We start from the raw sequence: 16,025 nt of genomic DNA, 5'->3' as shown, positions 1-16,025 counted from the left end.
CGCGTGGAGAACCACAGCTTCAATCCCTGGGGAGAAAAGACCGCAGGCCTTGCGCCCAGCCAGACCCTGCCTGAGACCAAAGGCTGGATCGGCGAGCGGTTTGACGAGGATGCGGGGCTGCAGTATCTCAACGCCCGTTATTACGACCCCAAACTCGGCCTGTTCCTTCAGCCCGACTGGTTCGAGGTCACTCAGGCTGGCGTCGGAACCAACCGGTACTCCTACTCCTTCAACGACCCGGTGAATCTGCTCGACCCCAACGGGAATGTTGTGCCCATCGCAGCCATTGCAATTGGTGCTGCCATAGCCTTGCTTGGAAGCGGGGATTATGCAAATGCGCCAACATCCAGCTCTGGCTGGGATGGCAGCGATGGCGGGTCTGACACCTATTCACGCTCGAGCCTCGATATAGCCAGCACCATGGTTGGCGGCGCGGCGGCGCGCGGGATTTTGCGCGCAGGGTCCGAACTGGCGCGCCGTGCGGCCGCCAAATATCCTCGTTTCACGGAAGCGGCAGCGACGGCACTTGCCATAGACAGCATGGGTGAGCCCGGGGGTGGTTTCGGCGCTGGCACCCGCGCGGTCGTGCGGCAGACAGCACGGAGCGGTAGCAATATAGGGGTGAATGGAACAAATACGGGAGCAGGGGGACAGACGGGGTTCTCCGGGAGCCGTGGAAACCCACTTGAACAACCCAACTATCAGCCGGGCAGAAACACTCCAACGACGATTGGGGACAGGACATTCTCCGGTCATGCGCTGGATCAAATGCAGAACCGGGGTATTCCTCCAAGCGTTGTAGAAGATGCTATCTCGCCGTCAAATTATGTCGGCCCCGGAAATCGACCTAACACAAGTGTATATTACAGCTCCACAAACGGCGTTCGCGTGATTACCAATGACGGTGGTGATGTTGTGACCGTTATAACAGCTCCGAGGCAGTAGCATGGATCGTCGCTTTCAAAGTCAAGAATTGCAAGATTTGGTTCATGGCAAGTGGGGCGCGAGCAGCATCTCCGTTCATAATCGAATATCCGATGTGCGGGCTCTACTCGCCCTTCTTGGCGAGGACTATTTGCAACTCGATCCTATTGCCGTGGAGATCGAAACAATTGCCGGCATTGCTTTAGGAATGGGCGATGAACAGCTTACCAAGGACGATTTGACGTTGCTGTCCGTGCAAGTCGAGAACCTAAAAAGGCAGCTCTCGTCAATCCGCGAGTCTCGCTCGTAAGAATATTGCTCCATGACCTTACGGCTTCGCACTTTCTTGACAGGCTGTCTCGCGCTGCTGCTGGCGGCGCTTCTGGCGCTTGCGCCTGTGGGCGCAAAACCCGCGTCGGGGGGATATCAGCTTTTTGGCGGGGCCGCGTCGGACCATCAGGCCGATATCTCATTGGCCACATTGGGGAATTTTGACTACTTCGCCAAGATCGCGCCGGAGTGTTGTATTGCCCCAAATAATGCAGGCAGTCCTGCAATCTATGTGGACAGTAAGGGCAACGCGATTGTTGGAGGCTGGTCTTCAACAAGAAGACTGACATCGCCAGAAAACGCACTTGGGCATTGGAACAAGCATCGCACGGAATTCCCTGAGTATAGCAATGCCGCGCAATATGTTGAGGGCGCACAAACATTCGTGAGGAGCCCACCTGCCACAGCTCTCACAAAGACAAGGGGCGCGGATACACTAATCTATGATCCTCCGACAAATACGTTCGCTGTAAAAACATCAGACGGCGTTCCGAGAACAATGTTCCGCCCGTCTGTCGGAATTGACTATTGGAATAGGCAATGAGTGAAGAGATAAAGTGTCCCTGCTGTGAAACGGGCGTCTTGTCTGAATCCGGAGTATACGAAATTTGTTCTGTCTGTGGGTGGGAAGACGATCCGATTCAGTCAAGAGATCCTGATTTTGCGGGCGGGGCTAATAAGTTGAGTCTAAGACAAGCCCAAAAAGAATGGAAAAACGTGAAGGGAGAGGACAGATAGCCTAGCGATAAACTTGCCACAAAGGGGGGAGTTGACCCGCGTGATATCGGTGGCATCAATGGCGTTCGACCACACCAGGATGGTCCAGCCGCTGGAGGTAGGAAGCCACAGTATCGAGCTGACGGCGGGCTAGATCGGGCAAAGGTTGATTTCGAGAGTGCCGTTGGAGGTCAATACACGACACTGCCCAATGGCAACCTGCGTGGTACAGGACCGAATGGAGAAAACGGGACTGTTGCATTAACGGCCATCTTGTCGTGAAGTTGTTGATGAAGGGACTTCTACATGTCGAGCAAACAGCCGTTCAAGCGCCACCGGTTTCCCGCGGAGATCATCCTGTGTGCGGTTCGGATGTATCTTCGCTACCCTTTGTCCTATCAGGATGTGACTGACCTGCTGGCCGAGCGAGGGCTGGATGTTGATCGCGCGACGGTCTTTCGATGGGTGCAAAAGTTTGGGCCGGAACTGTCCAGGCGGGCCGAGCGTCATCTCAGCCGTGCAAGCCTGAATTGGCACGTGGGTGAGACCTACATCCGCGTTGGTGGAAAATGGCGTTACCTCTGGCGCGCGATTGATGCCAACGGCCAATTGGTCGATTTCAGGCTCACTGCCAGACGCGATGCAAAAGCTGCAAAAGCCTTTCTGAACAAGGCTATTGAACGTGTACGGCTACACCGCCCCTTGTCGATTTGCACAGATAAGGCTCCGACATATCGAAAGGTAATTCGCGAGATCAACCATCGCTACGATCCACACTTTGACTATATCACCCATATCGACCGCAAGTATCTGAACAACCGTGTGGAAAGCGACCATGCCGCTCTGAAGAGGCTGCTCGGATACTGCCAAAGCTTCCGATCTTTGCGATGTGCAAAGGCGACACTGCTGGGGATGGAGGCAATCAGAACAATCAAGAATGGGCACATACAACCGAAGCAGCCAGGCGTCCGGGGCGAGATCAGCTTCGTCCACGAGCTCTTTGGCTTGGCGGCCTGAAATCAACGCAGCGAAGTAAAACTATGCGCGCTACAAGTTAACGCAACAGTCCCCTACTACGCCCTGCGCTCTGACTGGCTGGCGTTCGCCAAGAGCGAGGCGGCCAAAGGCAACCCACCAAAGAACAGCGGCGCGGCTTTCTTGGCGTACTGCAATAAACAGAAATCCCTTAGATAAGAAGCTCTCCCCACACGTTGAGGTTATTTTGATCCGTATATTCGTTTCTCTGGTGTTCGCCCTGTGGTCGGCCACTGCTGCGTTCGCCGACATCCGCACCGATGTGCGCGATCTATTTGCCTCCGACTTGGAGACTCTCGATTTTGCCCGCGTGAAAACCGAGGTGGATCGCATGATTGATCCCAGCATCGATGTGGATGCACAGCTCGCCCAGATCGACCAGATGGTCACCACCATCGAAACCATGCTGCCGCCCGATGCCGACAGCTGGGCAAAGGTCGAAACAATCCGGCGTTACATCTACCAGCCCGGCCCCTGGAACGATGGCAACGCCTTCAGCTATGACCATGACGATCCCTACGGCCTCGATGTGCGCAACAAGCTGCTGTCAGATTACATCCAGGACCGGCGCGGGAACTGCATCACCATGCCGTTCCTGTTCATCATCCTCGGCCAACGGCTCGGGTTGGATGTTGTGCCCGCCATGGCCCCGCTGCATGTTTTCGTGAAATTCACCGATGATGCGGGCAAGACCTGGAACCTGGAAGCCACCAGTGGGGCCGGGGCGGCGAGGGATCAGCATTACCGCGACCTTCTGCCGATCACGGACGAAGCCATCGCCAATGGCGTTTTCCTGGCACCACTGAGCAACGAACAATCCATCGCTGTCATCGCCGCTGTGGTGGTGGAGGAGCTGATTGCACAAGATCGCTATCACGACGCCATGGCTGTGGCCGATATCCTGATCGAACACTATCCGATGTTCGCTTACATCATGGTCAAGAAAGCAACGGCATCCTACCACCTGCTGCGCACGGAATTTCACGAGAAATACCCCACGGCACAAGACGTTCCAGAAGATCAGCGCCCCTATCTCGCCTACCTTCAGCGGGTCAACCAAAGCATGTTTGACAGGGCAGAATTTTTGGGTTGGCGAGCGTTGCAAAGATAGGGTAACGTCCGCTTGCAACTACACATTTCAGGGGAATGGCCATGTTCCGCAATTTGAAACAGCTCATTCTGACCACGCTCTTTGCGTTTTTTGCTTCGCAAGCGTCGGCGATGTTCATTCAACCTGATTGGTTCGACCCAACGCAACCAGGTGTTGGCACAAACCGATATTCCTACAGCTTTAACGACCCCATTAACAAAATTGATCCAAATGGCAACGAAGCCTACGATCCTCACAATGATCCCAATGCCAGTGAAGGCGACAGGATTGAACATGAACTCGAACAAGCTCGTGACTATTTCAATAATTCCGATATATCGGTCGATGACCGTGTCGAATATGCAATAGAGCTGCAACGTCGTGTCAACGACTACAATTCAAGACAATCTTTTTTTGACAATCAAGCAATTGGCTTTGGCAACTTGGCCGAAGTTATGCACAAGCTACAGAATGCCCACGCTGCTGCTACTGGAGCACAGTCACCCGCCACAGCTGGCATTGCCACGGTTTCAACTCCAAGAGCAGCAGCCACCCCGAGAGAAGCGGCTAGTCAGCCAGCGGCTCTACCACCGGGTATCGGCGTTGGCCAGTATGCTTCACCTAATGGTGGCGTTCCTGCATCTCGTATCAATAGGCCACCTGCAGCTGCCGAACGCCGTCAAGTTCAACAGCAATTTGACCAACATGGATGCCATAATTGCGGAACAAGGATTGCTGGAACGCGATCAGGAAACCCCATTACAGATCATCAACCTCCTTCAAGCCTAAATCAAGTTCGCGAACCACAACAATACTACCCACATTGTGCTTCGTGTTCAGCTCGCCAAGGGGGCCTTCTAAGGTGGTTTTCTCAATGAACACTCCTCCCTCAATCTATATAGGGAACGAAGAAATCACCCTAAATTTCAAAGATGCCTATGAAGACGATGTAATTCAAGGAATACAGCGTTTCATAGACGCCGTTCCAGAACTTGATGTTGGTCAAAGTTTTTTTTGGGGCATGTGGCCTGTAAAACTAGTCTCGCAAAACAACCGAGTAACGTTGCTAGCGTATGATTTCGTAAGACAAGAATATACCAAATATATTGATCAAGCGATTGCGCTTTGGAGAGAGCAAAGCAATGTCTGTGCCTCACAAGACCTCTCTTGGTTTTCCGTTAAACTGGACGAGCAAATTTTTTTCACACCAAACGCTTTTAGATCGCCAATGTTAAGTACGACAGAAGGTGTACGCGATAAGCCTGATACTGAATCTTCATCTGGGTGGTTCGTTTATACGGCGGCAGATCGAGAAAATAATCTTGCATTTCAGAGCGCTTCTCTTGGGGAAGTTCTTCAACAATACAACCTAAATATATTACGTTTTCTTGGTCTTCCCATTGGATGGATGTTTAACATTGAAATGAATGGCACGAGCCATGTCTGGAAAGATGATCTTTCCGCCACATCTCTGAATTAGTCCCCTTGTCTTAAAACGGAGCGATTTTGCAACGCCTTCTGTATGGGAGCAGGATTGCCGCGTCGTGCGCCATATCAAAATTCGCCTACCCTCCCAACACACGGCCCCAAAATCCCCGCCGCGCTGACGTTTTCTCTTTATCACGCTGATCTGTCAAAAGCGCGTTTAACCGCACCCGCTCAGCGTCCGCTCCGTCCAGGCGAGCGCGCAAGTCCTCGATCTGATCGACGAGCTGGCCGCGCTCTCGATCTCGCTCGGCAGTCATGGCGTCAATCCGCTCCCTCAGCATCTTAACTTCGACGCCCAAGGCGCTGCTTTCATGCGTTTCCCCTGGGGTTTCCGATTGGTTTTTAAGACTGTTCGGAAACGGGTTCGCGGACATCCACCGAGTAAGCTCTGACGGATCAATCTGCCAGCGACCCTTGTCGTCCTTCTCAGCAGAGATACCCCCTGAATTAAGGGCTTTTGAAAGCGTTCCCTTTGAACGCTTCGCGGTCTTTGCCGCCTGTCCAAGTGTCAGTTTCATAGTGTTTCCGCCTGTATTACACGGGGGTTACCCTTGGTTTTCTTACCGTTCAGGATACACACACCGGAAACACCCGCCAATAGGCGGTTTGCACATCTCTTGAAAAACCTATCATGATAGGTTAAATACAGTTATGGTCACCATATACCGAGCGCATGGTCTGCGCGTCATCATCTTCACAGACGATCATGAGCCGGCCCATGTGCATGTGTTCGGTGATGGGCAAGTCAAGATCAATCTGATCGGGCCTGACGGGGCTCCAGCTCTTGTTTGGGCCCAGGGCATGAAGGGGAACGATGTGCGCCGGGCCGTGCAGATCGTCCAGGACCAGCAAGAGGCGTTTCTTGCCAGATGGAGGGAAATCCATGGCTGAACTGACAGATTCTGAAATTAATGCCGCCATTGAGCGTGGCCACATCGCGCAGCAGACTGAACCGCGCGCGGATGCGGTGCGCTATGACAAGCGGAACAGCCGTATCGTCGTAGATCTGACGAACGGTTGCACCTTCGCCTTTCCACCCCGTGTGGCGCAGGGGTTGGAGACTGCAACGGACGAAGACCTCGCCGCGGTTGAAATCCTCGGTGCTGGTTACGGCCTGCATTGGGAAGCCCTCGATGTGGACCTGTCCATCCCCGGCTTGTTGGCGGGACTGTTCGGAACCAAGGCCTATATGGCTCGGCGGGCAGGGCAGACCAAATCACCTGCGAAAGCCGCCGCCGCCCGTGAAAATGGCCGCAAGGGTGGCAGGCCGCGCAAGCAGGCATGATGTTCACAAGCTGAACCCATCATCCCTGTCCCGGCTGATATCGCGTTCCTGCTCGATGCTGCGTACTGCCTCCCTGTCGCGTTCCCTGACCTGCTCATGCGCGGCCTCAAGCGTTGAGAAGTCCGCGCCACGCAACGCCTCGGCCAACCCGTTCAGGGAATGCTCGGCCACCTCCCGCACACGGGCGTAGGTCTCGGCAAAACGCTCGCGCAGGCCGGACACAACCTCACGAACCTGTTCCAGCCGCCCGTAAGCATCGCGCCATAGATCGCCTGCGGTCGTCTGGATGCCGCGCCGCTCCATGCCCCACGCCTTCCAGCCAATGTCCGGCAGGGGATCGCGGTCCAGCTCCACGGCCTCGATCTCAAATTCGTGGGCGGCCCTGTCGTCACCGCGCTCAAGCGCCCGCTCCTTGAGGTCCAGCTTTTCTTCGCGCTGTGCCTCAAGGCTGCGATGGTCGATTTCACGCCCGACCTCGATCTCGCGCAGATAGGTGTTGGCATGATCGGCCCAACTCTCGCGCCAGTCCGCCAGCAGCTCCTTGCTGTTCCATGAGCGGTCTTTGCCCTCAAATCCGTCTGCACCGATGGAACGGGTGGTCAGCATGATGTGGGCGTGATGGTTGCGCTCGTCCCCCTCCCTTCCGGGGGCATGCAAAGCCACATCCGCAATCATGCCCCGATCGACAAAGGCGGATTGCACGAAGGACCGCACCAGAGAGGTCCGTTGTGCGTCCGTCAGCTCGTGGGGCAGGGCAACCGTCACCTCGCGGGCAAGCTGGGCGTCCTTGCGCCGCTCCACCTGCTCGACGGCGTTCCACAAGGTTGCCCGGTCCATCAGGGCTTCCGGTGTGCCGTCAGGGGCGAGGATCTCGGTGTGCAGGACGCCGGTGCGGTTGGAGTAATCATGCTCCAAGCCTTGGCGGTGGTCCTCGATGCGCTCGGCTGTCCGGTAGGCGGCGGCGGCAACGGCACTCCGCCCCGTGCTGCGGGAGATCATCTTTGCGGAGAAATGATAGATCGCCATCGGAGCGGGTGAGCCTGTGCGGTTGGTCCAGGGCGATGCCCTGGTCTGGTGGGGTTTGGGGCGGGCGAAGCGCCGCCCCATGTTGCCGCTTGCGGCAAGGGGGAATGGCGTCGCCTTGGGGTTTACCCCGTTGAGACCTCACACATTGCCTTGGCCTAGATTCTTTGGAGACACAGGACGCTACCTGCATGATGCCCCTCGGACAGCTGAATTACCCCAAAGTCAATCTCGATATCCATGTTGAAGTCTAACCTGAATGACCGCGCTTCGGTCCGTGCGGTTTCCAGCCACCTCAAGCCAGTACACGGCGGCGGTGGCTCTGGATTGAACGTCTGACGTGCACCGTCTGCAATGTTGAGAGTAAAATGTGTTGCGCGATCATTGTCCCTGTCTTCATCTGTTTCAAAGTGGAGGAAGAAATCGGCAAAACCTTGCCTGCAGGAGTATTGGAACGCGGTCCTCTCCTGTCCGCTTTCGGGATCAACACCAGGAATGCGAATCTGACCCGCCTCACAGTCATAGCGCGCTGTCCGTACGAGATACCGACCCTGAACCAGAACATGGTGCAAGGGCAATCTTCCTATACGACGGCCACTCTCGCGTTCCATAATCTCGGGCAGCCGGCCAGACTCTCTAACAACTTCAAATGGCCCCTCCTCCCGAAACGTGACTGCAGGGGCCGTCATCGCGGATAAGGCAGGCGAAATCATCGCGACAATGTCTTCAATAACAGGTTCCTGTGTGTTGAGATCGGCCGCACGGGCCCGCGCACGGGCCATGCGCGCGATTATCGATACCGGGTCTGGCGTTGTTGTGGCCTCGTCGGGCTGTTCGCTATTCGCTGCCTCATCTTGGGCAACCCGTGCGCGCTCTGCCGCCAATCGAGCAATGGTTGTTGACGGGTCTGGTCGCGCAGTGGCGTCCGCTTCTCTATCGGCTTGATCCTGCTCGCGCGACAGCTCCGTCAGGCGCTGCCGCTCATTCCCGACCAGTTCGGCAATCCCTATCCCCAGCGCCGTAACCCGAGGACTGAAGCCTCCCCATCCGCCAATATCGTCCATGGCACCGTCTCGAAACAGTTCCCGCGCGACATCGGCGGACACGAATGTGCCGCCGTGATCCGAGCACCAGTCGGGGCCCATCATGTCCGGCAGTTCGTTGCGGATGTCTACCGCAGGCACTTCAGCGTTCGCACAGAAAAACCTGTCAAGACCGGGGTTCGATGCAACATTGAACGGTTGACTGTCTTCGCGGGCGATGACGCCGGGCTGACAATTGACAGTCAGTGTTCTGATCCAGCCATGAGACAGGCCGATGTTAAACCGGTGCAACACAAAACCCAGATACAAGACCGCTACATCGTCGGAATTCTCTGAAGTAATGGGGATCTGCCGCCTCTCGTCCAGTAGCATCACGCTAACACTGCCCGAAAGGCTACGCACCCGCAGGCCGCAATTGACGATCGGTGCGCCCATCAATGCCGAGATACGCACCAAATACTCCAGATCAAAGGTCAGGTCCGCGCTTGCGCCGAAAGCAAGGTTTAGCTTGGAGACTCTGACATTCGACAGAGTTCCAGTGTGGTCCATATCAAGTTGCGCTGCGGCGACTGTGCCCAGAAGCGCCCAGAAGGCCACAGACGCGGCGAGAATACGGGCCATTGTCATTGCTGCCACCTCAATCACCTATGAAGCTAGCCCGTGCGGGCGCAGTCCGCCGCACTTCTGTGAATTGCAGTTTGTAGGGTGATCTGTCGATTTGCCACCCCTGCCAGCACCAGGAGAGTCACGCGAGAAAGGGCGCAGGGATTGGCCCCAGCCGCGGTGTTCACAGCTCACAGTCTAGCATCAGTCTGATCGCCTGCGCCGCACCGCGCAGGCTGAAGGTTCCCAACACCTGCGCGCCGTCACCCTGCGGCCAAAGGAGGGAGGCGCTTTCGGCATGCTCAAGCACGGCGAGAAAGTCCTCCTGCTCGCGCGGCGTGTTCAAGGGAAGCTCGCCGATGCCCGGCTCCATATAGGACGACGGCTCCAACGTGAAATGCGCGATCCCTGTCCTGCCTTCGGGTCCGTCGATGCGCAGGCGATAGCCGTCAAGTTCCTCATGATACCCGGCCACCATCGCATGGAACGCGATCCACCCGCTGCCCCGGCTGATCATCATTGACGCGCGCGGTTCAAATCGCGGCGAGGCCGAGCAAATGCGGTTTTCAGGCTCATCCGCCGTCTCGTGGATATGAGCGCTCCAGTCCTGCACCACGATTTCGCCAGAGGGGCGGGCACCGTCTGTCATGGCACCGTCGCGCAGGTCGGGCATATCCAGCAGCATCTCGAGCGCCGCCGTATACAGCTCCGAGCCGGGACCCACCGACGACACGAACTGGGTCAAGGCAGCCTCTGCGCGGTCTAGATTCCCAATCCCCAAAGCCGCCTCGGCTTCGATAAAAAGCACCTCACCCGCCCCTAATGCAGGGGACAGGCTGCGAAGATGATCGATCAGGTCAATCACAGAGTCATGATCCCCACTGCCAACCGCCCTTTCAAGCTCGATCAGGGTAAGATCGACCTGAACCTCCAGGGGCAGGGCCTGTTGGGCCTGAACAGGGCTTGCCCCAAGAGCGCACACAGCGACACAGGCAATCATGGGAAAAGAAAATCTTGAGCGCAGCGCGCGCCACGACCAACGCCATAGCGCTCCGGATCTATCTTTCGATTCGGAACTCATCTGACCAGCATCATCATCGCGCAGCCTCCAATTTTGAGATGCTCCCAAGCCTTGTAGTAATTCGTAGCTCTGTCAACTCCCAACTCCCAACCAGGAGTCGTGGAGTTACCCCGCCCCCAGACCACGCGACCAGGAAGGTCAGTTTTCGTGCCGTACGACGACCTTCATCGCGGTACCGAAAATTCGCGCAGGAAATGCGCGCCCAAGGTGCAATATGCATCGTCAGGAACGCGACCGGATCGGACCATGCGCGCCACCTCGTCAAGCGCCGTGCTGCGTGTCAGCGTGCCAATCGCTATGGCGATCCAGCCGTTCGGACTGCCGAAGGCGCGGGCGTTTTGCCTGTCGCGGGCTTGCATGCCACGGATATAGCTGTTGACCTCTTCCATAGAACGCCGGGCGGCAACGACCAGCAGGCAGGTGTCAGGGAGCAAGGTGGGCGGCCCTTCGCGCAATGCTCCGGTACGGGGGAGTGTCGTGGTCCCAATTGCAGGGGCGCTGCCATCGCCCAGATATCGCGCTGTCTGATCGCTCCGGTTGCACGCGGCCGCCATATGCAGGAATGCCCGCGTGAATCCGATCGCTGAAAACCCGATCCGCACCGCTGAATCCGTGTATCGATCTGTGCCTGAGATTTCGATCTGTTGGCCGGCGCGGATTGAGCGGGTCACAGCAGACCAGTCAGACCCCTGCGCCGGAGTCACATTTCCGTTGTCGTGCAAAACAGCGGGAAACGAGGTGTCATCGACCCGTACTGAAATCGGCCGGTCGCCGCGAAACTGAACCGGCGTCAACAACGCGAAGACCAAAGATCCGTCCGCAATTGATGGGCCCAAATCGAAAAACATCCGTGGGTGCACGTACTGGCTGCCCTCAGGGAAGCTCCGCGCTTGCGTTTCAATTCGGCAATGCCCGTTGGAAATTCGAGAACTTACCCAATCACCGTGGACTTCGACACCGGCGCCGGTGGGCACACCATACCGTGCAGGTCTGAAGGGGGGGCTAAGGATCCTTTGAAGGGCCGCCGCATCAATATACCTTTGTTCGCGCTGTCCAAGCAGGCGCGAAACCCAATCCCGTTCTTGATTGGTCAGGGGTTCTTGCAAGGTTGTGACCGGGGGAAGGGCATACAGATTGCCCGAGTACCGACCGTGCAGGATGAAACGAACAGTCCTGACCGTTTCACGAGACGCCAATACGCGCCTTTCTTCCGCCCGTCGGGCAGCTAAGACCGCGTCGCGCCGCTGAGCAGCCCGGGCTGCAGCGAGTCTGGCCTGTTCGCGTTCAAGGGCGGCCTGTCGGCGGCGCTCTGCTTCAGCCTCGGCAGCAACGCGGGCCGCCTGCTCGTCGCGCAATCGCGGAATATCGAGTATCAGTTCCAACGCCGCAGGATACAGCTCCGATCCACGCCCGACCGTTGCCGCAAAGCGGATCAACGCCGCCTCGGCACGATCAAAGTCAATGAGCGCCAATGCCGCCTCAGCCTCGAAAAAAAGAATTTCGCCCTCTCCAGCGGAAGCCGACAGATCGCGCATTCGGTCGATTTGCTGCAGAACGGCCGCATGGTCTTCCTGACGTACGGCGCGTTCCAGCTCCAGTGTGGCAAGATCTATCTGCACCTCAAGTGGCAGTGCAGCCTGAGAGACAGCCGCTTGCGGGAACGAAAGAAAAAGAGTTGCAAGAACGGCTAGAGCGCCCAAGCGTCTTGAACTTTGATTCGTAGTTTCGTGCCAATGTGCAACGATCAGGTTCCGGTATCTCATCCACCAAGTCATGTGACTATCATCCGATTCTCCCAACCAACATGCCCAGTGAGACCAAAATCACCCGATTCTTTAGATCAATCAAGTGTTTGACGCACAACACGAAGCGCTCTTCGTTTACTCAGGGCGGCTTGATTGAGGACAATTTGGCTCCGTGGGCATCCCCACCATCCGGCATCGACGTCTCCTTCTGAAACCTCGGAGCGAGACTCGCCTCCAAGTCAGCGCTGGAGAACCGGCGAAATCAATGGGGTAGAGACGCCGCATACGAATTTTCTCGGCAAGATGCGTGAGGAGAATTCGAATGAAGACAAGCAGATACACAGAAGCGCAGATCATCGCGATCCTGCATCAAGCCGAAGGCGGCGTGCCGGTGGCGCAGCTGTGCCGCGAGCATGGCATGAGCGACGCGTCGTTTTACAAATGGCGTGCAAAATACGGCGGGATGGACGCTTCGATGGTCAGCCAGATGAAGGCCATTGAAGACGAGAACCGCCGCCTGAAGCGCATGTATGCGGACCTGAGCATGCAAAACGATTTGCTGAACTGCGAAGGTGAACGCCACTGGTCCGAGGGAACCTGAGCAGGCCCTTGGAAAAAAGTGACAGGGCCATCTCAGCGCCGCGAGATGGCCGAAGCGGCGGTAGAACGACGCTGTGTCAGAATTGCACTGGCATGTCGGGCTTTCGGCGTCAGCGAGACCTGCTATCGCTATAGCCCGAAGCTCAAGGACGAGAATGAGGTGATCGCCGATCTGCTGACAGGGCTGACGGATGCCCGCAAAACCTGGGGGTTTGGCCTATGCTTCCTGCACCTACGCAACGTGAAGGGGCATCCATGGAACCACAAGCGGGTCTACCGGATATACTGCCAGCTGGAGCTGAACCTACGCATCAAGCCCCGCAAGCGGTTGAAACGGGAGAAGCCTGACGTTCTGGCGGTCCCGGGCAAACCGAATGTGACCTGGTCCATGGACTTCATGGCAGATCGCCTCGGCGATGGGCGGGCTTTTCGGCTGCTGAACGTGCTGGATGACTTCAACCGCGAAGGGCTGGGGATCAAGGTTGATTTCTCGCTGCCCGCCGAGCGGGTGATACTCAGCCTCGACCGGATCATCGAATGGCGGGGCAAGCCGGGCACGATCAGGGTCGACAATGGCCCCGAATACATCAGTGAAACGCTGAGAAAATGGGCTGAGAAGCACAAGGTCACGATCCAGCACATCCAACCCGGACAGCCCCAGCAGAACGCATATGTCGAGCGCTACAACCGGACGGTTCGGCATGAATGGCTGGACCAATACATCATCGAAAGCATCGAGGAGGCTCAGGATCAAGCCACGCAATGGCTCTGGACTTACAACAACGACCGCCCCAACATGGGCATCGGCGGCATCACTCCCGCCATGAAACTGTTCCCGAAGGGGGCGCGAAGCGACAAAATGGCTGCGTGAATTCTACGGATGCACCCCGTCAAAAAGGGGGAGATTACCGCTGGACCTCAAAAGCAAAAGTTGGCAAGACACTGCGATTAATGCAACAGTCCCTAGTGAACTCATGGACCAGCACCGCCGGAACCTTGAGATCACTCGACAGTTGCAGCGCGATTTGGATGACATCGAGGGGTGCCTGATCCTTGCCCGGACACTCGAGGATGCACAGGAATGCACTCCATGATCCCCAATGACAATTTCCGCTTCATCGCACTTGACGTAGAAACTGCCTGCGGCGATCCGGCCAGCATCTGCCAAATCGGTCTCGCCTGTGTTTGGCCTGACAACAGGATCTACACCTTTTCAACGCTGGTAAACCCCGGCACCGCTTTCGATGCCTTCAACATCCGTCTTCACGGGATTGGTCCTGATCACGTCAGGAATGCCCCCAGATTTGATGAAGTGCTTGTCCTTCTCTTCCCCGTCCTGTCGCGGCACCATCTGGTTCAACACAGCAATTTCGACAAACAGGCCGTGAATGCTGCCAGCCGCACTTATGGGTTTGATGCGCCCGACTTCCACTGGATCGACAGCGTGACCATCGCGCGCCGCGCCTGGCCCGAGCTTAAGGGCAATGGTGGGCACGGTTTAGGGAACCTCAAGAAAGTCCTGAAACTGGATTTCCACCACCACGACGCAGGCGAAGACGCCCGCGCCGCCGCGCAAGTGGTCTTGCGCGCAGAAGCGTATTTGGGTGTGCCCTTTGATAGGATAGGAAACCCTGATCGCAAAGCGCTAAGCCGCCACGATTGATAACCAAGACTTCGTCTCGGATCGCCTCCTTCACGCGGCCTTGCCCTGCTTCCGGATCATCTCGATTTCCGCAGTTATACTTTCAACGGCCATGCAGTTCTCGAGCGTCGGGGCGATAAGCTGCGCTTTGGCCATGACAGAACTGCTCATGCGTCGGCGATGCGATATCTGGATCTCAGGGGTATGCCTGGCGTTGACCATTCTCTGAACAGAGAGAGGCAGGCGCCTTGGTGCCTTTGCAGCGTCGAAGTCTGATGTATCGAGCAGACCTGTCAGAAGCGACACGCTCGCGCGTGGCCGTCTGCGCAGCACTGGCTCTGCCATGGCGTTTTCTGACGCGGCACCGCTTCCCGCTCCAACCCTCTGCACGGCGATGATACCTTCGGTCTGCCGCTGGACGATGGCCACCACCCGGTCATCGATTTCGGCCGCGTCCTGTGCGTTCAGCTTGCCTCCAAGCGGCAAGGGATAATCCCCTGTCTGCCCCTCGAAGAGATGGCGCAGCTTCGTGTCCTCATAGTATTTGATCCTCTTGGCGCGCGCCGGGTGCTGACCGTCGATCACGAGGATGATGTCATCAAGATCGAGCCGCGCGGCCTCATCCTCGGTCAGCAGCGGGCGTTCCTCGGTCCGCTCGCTGACATTGGTGTCGAACATGCCCCGCCCCATGGAGCGGGACTTCGACACCACACGCTTGGTGGTCATGCCCGCGGATTCACTGACCTCGGTGACCGTGCGCTTCTCGGATGGGGTCATGTAAAGCTTGACCCCGGCACCTCCTTGAAGAGAGAGGCGGGTGTTCTCTCCATAGATTTCGTCGAGGGCTGGGATGGTCTGAGTGATGATCGCCAGATGGCCCCCATAGGAACGCAGGGTCTTGATGCTCTCGGCGACGATCGGCATTTTGCCAAGGCGATCAAATTCATCGAGCAGGATCATCACGGGCCAGGGTTCTTCCTCGCCCGGCTCATGGTCCTGCAGACAAGCGATCATATCCGAAAAGAAGGGCCTGATCAGCGGGGCCAGCGGTTTGATATTGTCCGGTGAAACGACCAGATAAACTGTCTGCGGATTGCGCCGGAAGCTTGCGAAGTCGAAATCCGACACAGATGTCGCGCGGTCGATGGTCGGGTTGTCCCAAGCGCTGAGCCCCGACGTCATCAGAAGCGAGAGATAGGAAGTCAGTGTGCGGTCATTGGTCGAGGCCAGCCGCTCGAAGATCAGCTTTGCAGGTGCGCTGCGTACTTCCTCTGCATAGCCCGCATATTGCCTGGACTTGTCACCGCCTGAGGAGGCGAGGCGGTAGATTTCGCCAATGGTGGGCTCACCACGTTCCATGGCGAGGATCCCGCAGGCCACGAACAGATCGATGCCGCCCTCTAGGAGGCCCTTGGCATT

The 16,025-nt window shown here is 57.0% G+C and carries 17 protein-coding genes and 1 pseudogene; 12 read left to right on the top strand and 6 right to left on the bottom strand.

The genetic code is table 11. The features are described 5' to 3' along the window. The 8 genes from PUT78_RS21530 to PUT78_RS21500 all read left to right on the top strand — a co-directional run. Nucleotides 1-945: RHS repeat-associated core domain-containing protein (locus PUT78_RS21530; protein ID WP_337994717.1), on the top strand; the 945-nt coding region annotated here is incomplete at its 5' end. Between the two features lies 1 nt (nucleotide 946). After that, the gene (locus PUT78_RS21525) at nucleotides 947-1,234 is read left to right on the top strand and encodes a hypothetical protein (protein WP_274354314.1); all 288 of its coding nucleotides are present in this window, start codon (nucleotides 947-949) and stop codon (nucleotides 1,232-1,234) included. A 12-nt stretch (nucleotides 1,235-1,246) separates the two neighbouring features. Further along, the gene (locus tag PUT78_RS21520; protein WP_274354313.1) at nucleotides 1,247-1,798 is read left to right on the top strand and encodes a hypothetical protein; all 552 of its coding nucleotides are present in this window, start codon (nucleotides 1,247-1,249) and stop codon (nucleotides 1,796-1,798) included. Beyond that, a complete protein-coding gene (locus PUT78_RS23920; RefSeq protein ID WP_420793545.1) occupies nucleotides 1,795-1,992 on the top strand; it encodes a CPCC family cysteine-rich protein in 198 nt (65 codons plus the stop codon). The genes PUT78_RS21520 and PUT78_RS23920 overlap by 4 nt, the downstream gene beginning before the upstream one ends. A 285-nt stretch (nucleotides 1,993-2,277) precedes the next feature. Beyond that, on the top strand, nucleotides 2,278-2,988 hold the full coding sequence (locus PUT78_RS21515; RefSeq protein ID WP_274354312.1) for an IS6 family transposase: 711 nt from the start codon (nucleotides 2,278-2,280) through the stop codon (nucleotides 2,986-2,988). A 205-nt stretch (nucleotides 2,989-3,193) separates the two neighbouring features. Next, complete coding sequence (locus PUT78_RS21510) at nucleotides 3,194-4,117, top strand: transglutaminase family protein (RefSeq protein ID WP_274354311.1); 924 nt, start codon at nucleotides 3,194-3,196, stop codon at nucleotides 4,115-4,117. 41 nt (nucleotides 4,118-4,158) lie between these two features. Further along, on the top strand, nucleotides 4,159-4,974 hold the full coding sequence (locus PUT78_RS21505) for an RHS repeat-associated core domain-containing protein (protein ID WP_274354310.1): 816 nt from the start codon (nucleotides 4,159-4,161) through the stop codon (nucleotides 4,972-4,974). Beyond that, a complete protein-coding gene (locus tag PUT78_RS21500) occupies nucleotides 4,971-5,576 on the top strand; it encodes an immunity protein Imm33 domain-containing protein (protein WP_274354309.1) in 606 nt (201 codons plus the stop codon). Before PUT78_RS21505 ends, PUT78_RS21500 begins: the two co-directional genes overlap by 4 nt. Before the next feature lie 85 nt (nucleotides 5,577-5,661). Here the strand turns inward: PUT78_RS21500 and PUT78_RS21495 are convergent, their stop codons facing one another. Then, nucleotides 5,662-6,102, bottom strand: a complete 441-nt coding sequence (locus PUT78_RS21495; protein ID WP_274354308.1) for a hypothetical protein — start codon at nucleotides 6,100-6,102, stop codon at nucleotides 5,662-5,664. A 133-nt stretch (nucleotides 6,103-6,235) separates the two neighbouring features. On the opposite strand from PUT78_RS21495, the gene PUT78_RS21490 reads away from it, so the two are divergent. Together PUT78_RS21490 and PUT78_RS21485 are read left to right on the top strand one after the other, a co-directional pair. Then, nucleotides 6,236-6,475, top strand: a complete 240-nt coding sequence (locus PUT78_RS21490) for a DUF4160 domain-containing protein (RefSeq protein WP_274354307.1) — start codon at nucleotides 6,236-6,238, stop codon at nucleotides 6,473-6,475. Then, on the top strand, nucleotides 6,468-6,869 hold the full coding sequence (locus PUT78_RS21485; protein WP_274354306.1) for a DUF2442 domain-containing protein: 402 nt from the start codon (nucleotides 6,468-6,470) through the stop codon (nucleotides 6,867-6,869). Before PUT78_RS21490 ends, PUT78_RS21485 begins: the two co-directional genes overlap by 8 nt. Before the next feature lie 3 nt (nucleotides 6,870-6,872). Here PUT78_RS21485 and mobQ read toward each other — a convergent pair whose 3' ends face one another. The 4 genes from mobQ to PUT78_RS21465 form a co-directional block, all read right to left on the bottom strand. Continuing rightward, on the bottom strand, nucleotides 6,873-7,895 hold the full coding sequence (mobQ, locus tag PUT78_RS21480) for a MobQ family relaxase (protein WP_274354305.1): 1,023 nt from the start codon (nucleotides 7,893-7,895) through the stop codon (nucleotides 6,873-6,875). Between the two features lie 155 nt (nucleotides 7,896-8,050). Continuing rightward, on the bottom strand, nucleotides 8,051-9,562 hold the full coding sequence (locus PUT78_RS21475) for a hypothetical protein (protein ID WP_274354304.1): 1,512 nt from the start codon (nucleotides 9,560-9,562) through the stop codon (nucleotides 8,051-8,053). A gap of 160 nt (nucleotides 9,563-9,722) precedes the next feature. Beyond that, the gene (locus tag PUT78_RS21470) at nucleotides 9,723-10,619 is read right to left on the bottom strand and encodes a hypothetical protein (protein ID WP_274354303.1); all 897 of its coding nucleotides are present in this window, start codon (nucleotides 10,617-10,619) and stop codon (nucleotides 9,723-9,725) included. A gap of 164 nt (nucleotides 10,620-10,783) precedes the next feature. Beyond that, nucleotides 10,784-12,238: a hypothetical protein gene (locus PUT78_RS21465; protein ID WP_274354302.1), complete on the bottom strand. Its 1,455-nt coding sequence runs from the start codon at nucleotides 12,236-12,238 to the stop codon at nucleotides 10,784-10,786. 448 nt (nucleotides 12,239-12,686) lie between these two features. Between PUT78_RS21465 and PUT78_RS21460 the strand changes: the two are divergent. Together PUT78_RS21460 and PUT78_RS21455 are read left to right on the top strand one after the other, a co-directional pair. Next, nucleotides 12,687-13,835: pseudogene (locus PUT78_RS21460) on the top strand (IS3 family transposase). 219 nt (nucleotides 13,836-14,054) lie between these two features. Beyond that, on the top strand, nucleotides 14,055-14,627 hold the full coding sequence (locus PUT78_RS21455) for an exonuclease domain-containing protein (protein WP_274354301.1): 573 nt from the start codon (nucleotides 14,055-14,057) through the stop codon (nucleotides 14,625-14,627). Nucleotides 14,628-14,657: 30 nt separating this feature from the next. On the opposite strand, the gene PUT78_RS21450 is transcribed toward PUT78_RS21455, so the two are convergent. Then, nucleotides 14,658-16,025, bottom strand: a 1,368-nt coding sequence (locus tag PUT78_RS21450; protein ID WP_274354300.1) for a type IV secretory system conjugative DNA transfer family protein, incomplete at its 5' end; no start/stop codon positions are given.

Origin of the sequence: Roseinatronobacter alkalisoli (assembly GCF_028745735.1) — a bacterium.
GTDB lineage: Bacteria > Pseudomonadota > Alphaproteobacteria > Rhodobacterales > Rhodobacteraceae > Roseinatronobacter > Roseinatronobacter alkalisoli.
The sequence above is the reverse complement of the archived record's forward strand: the minus strand, read 5'-3'. Positions and strand labels throughout refer to the sequence as shown.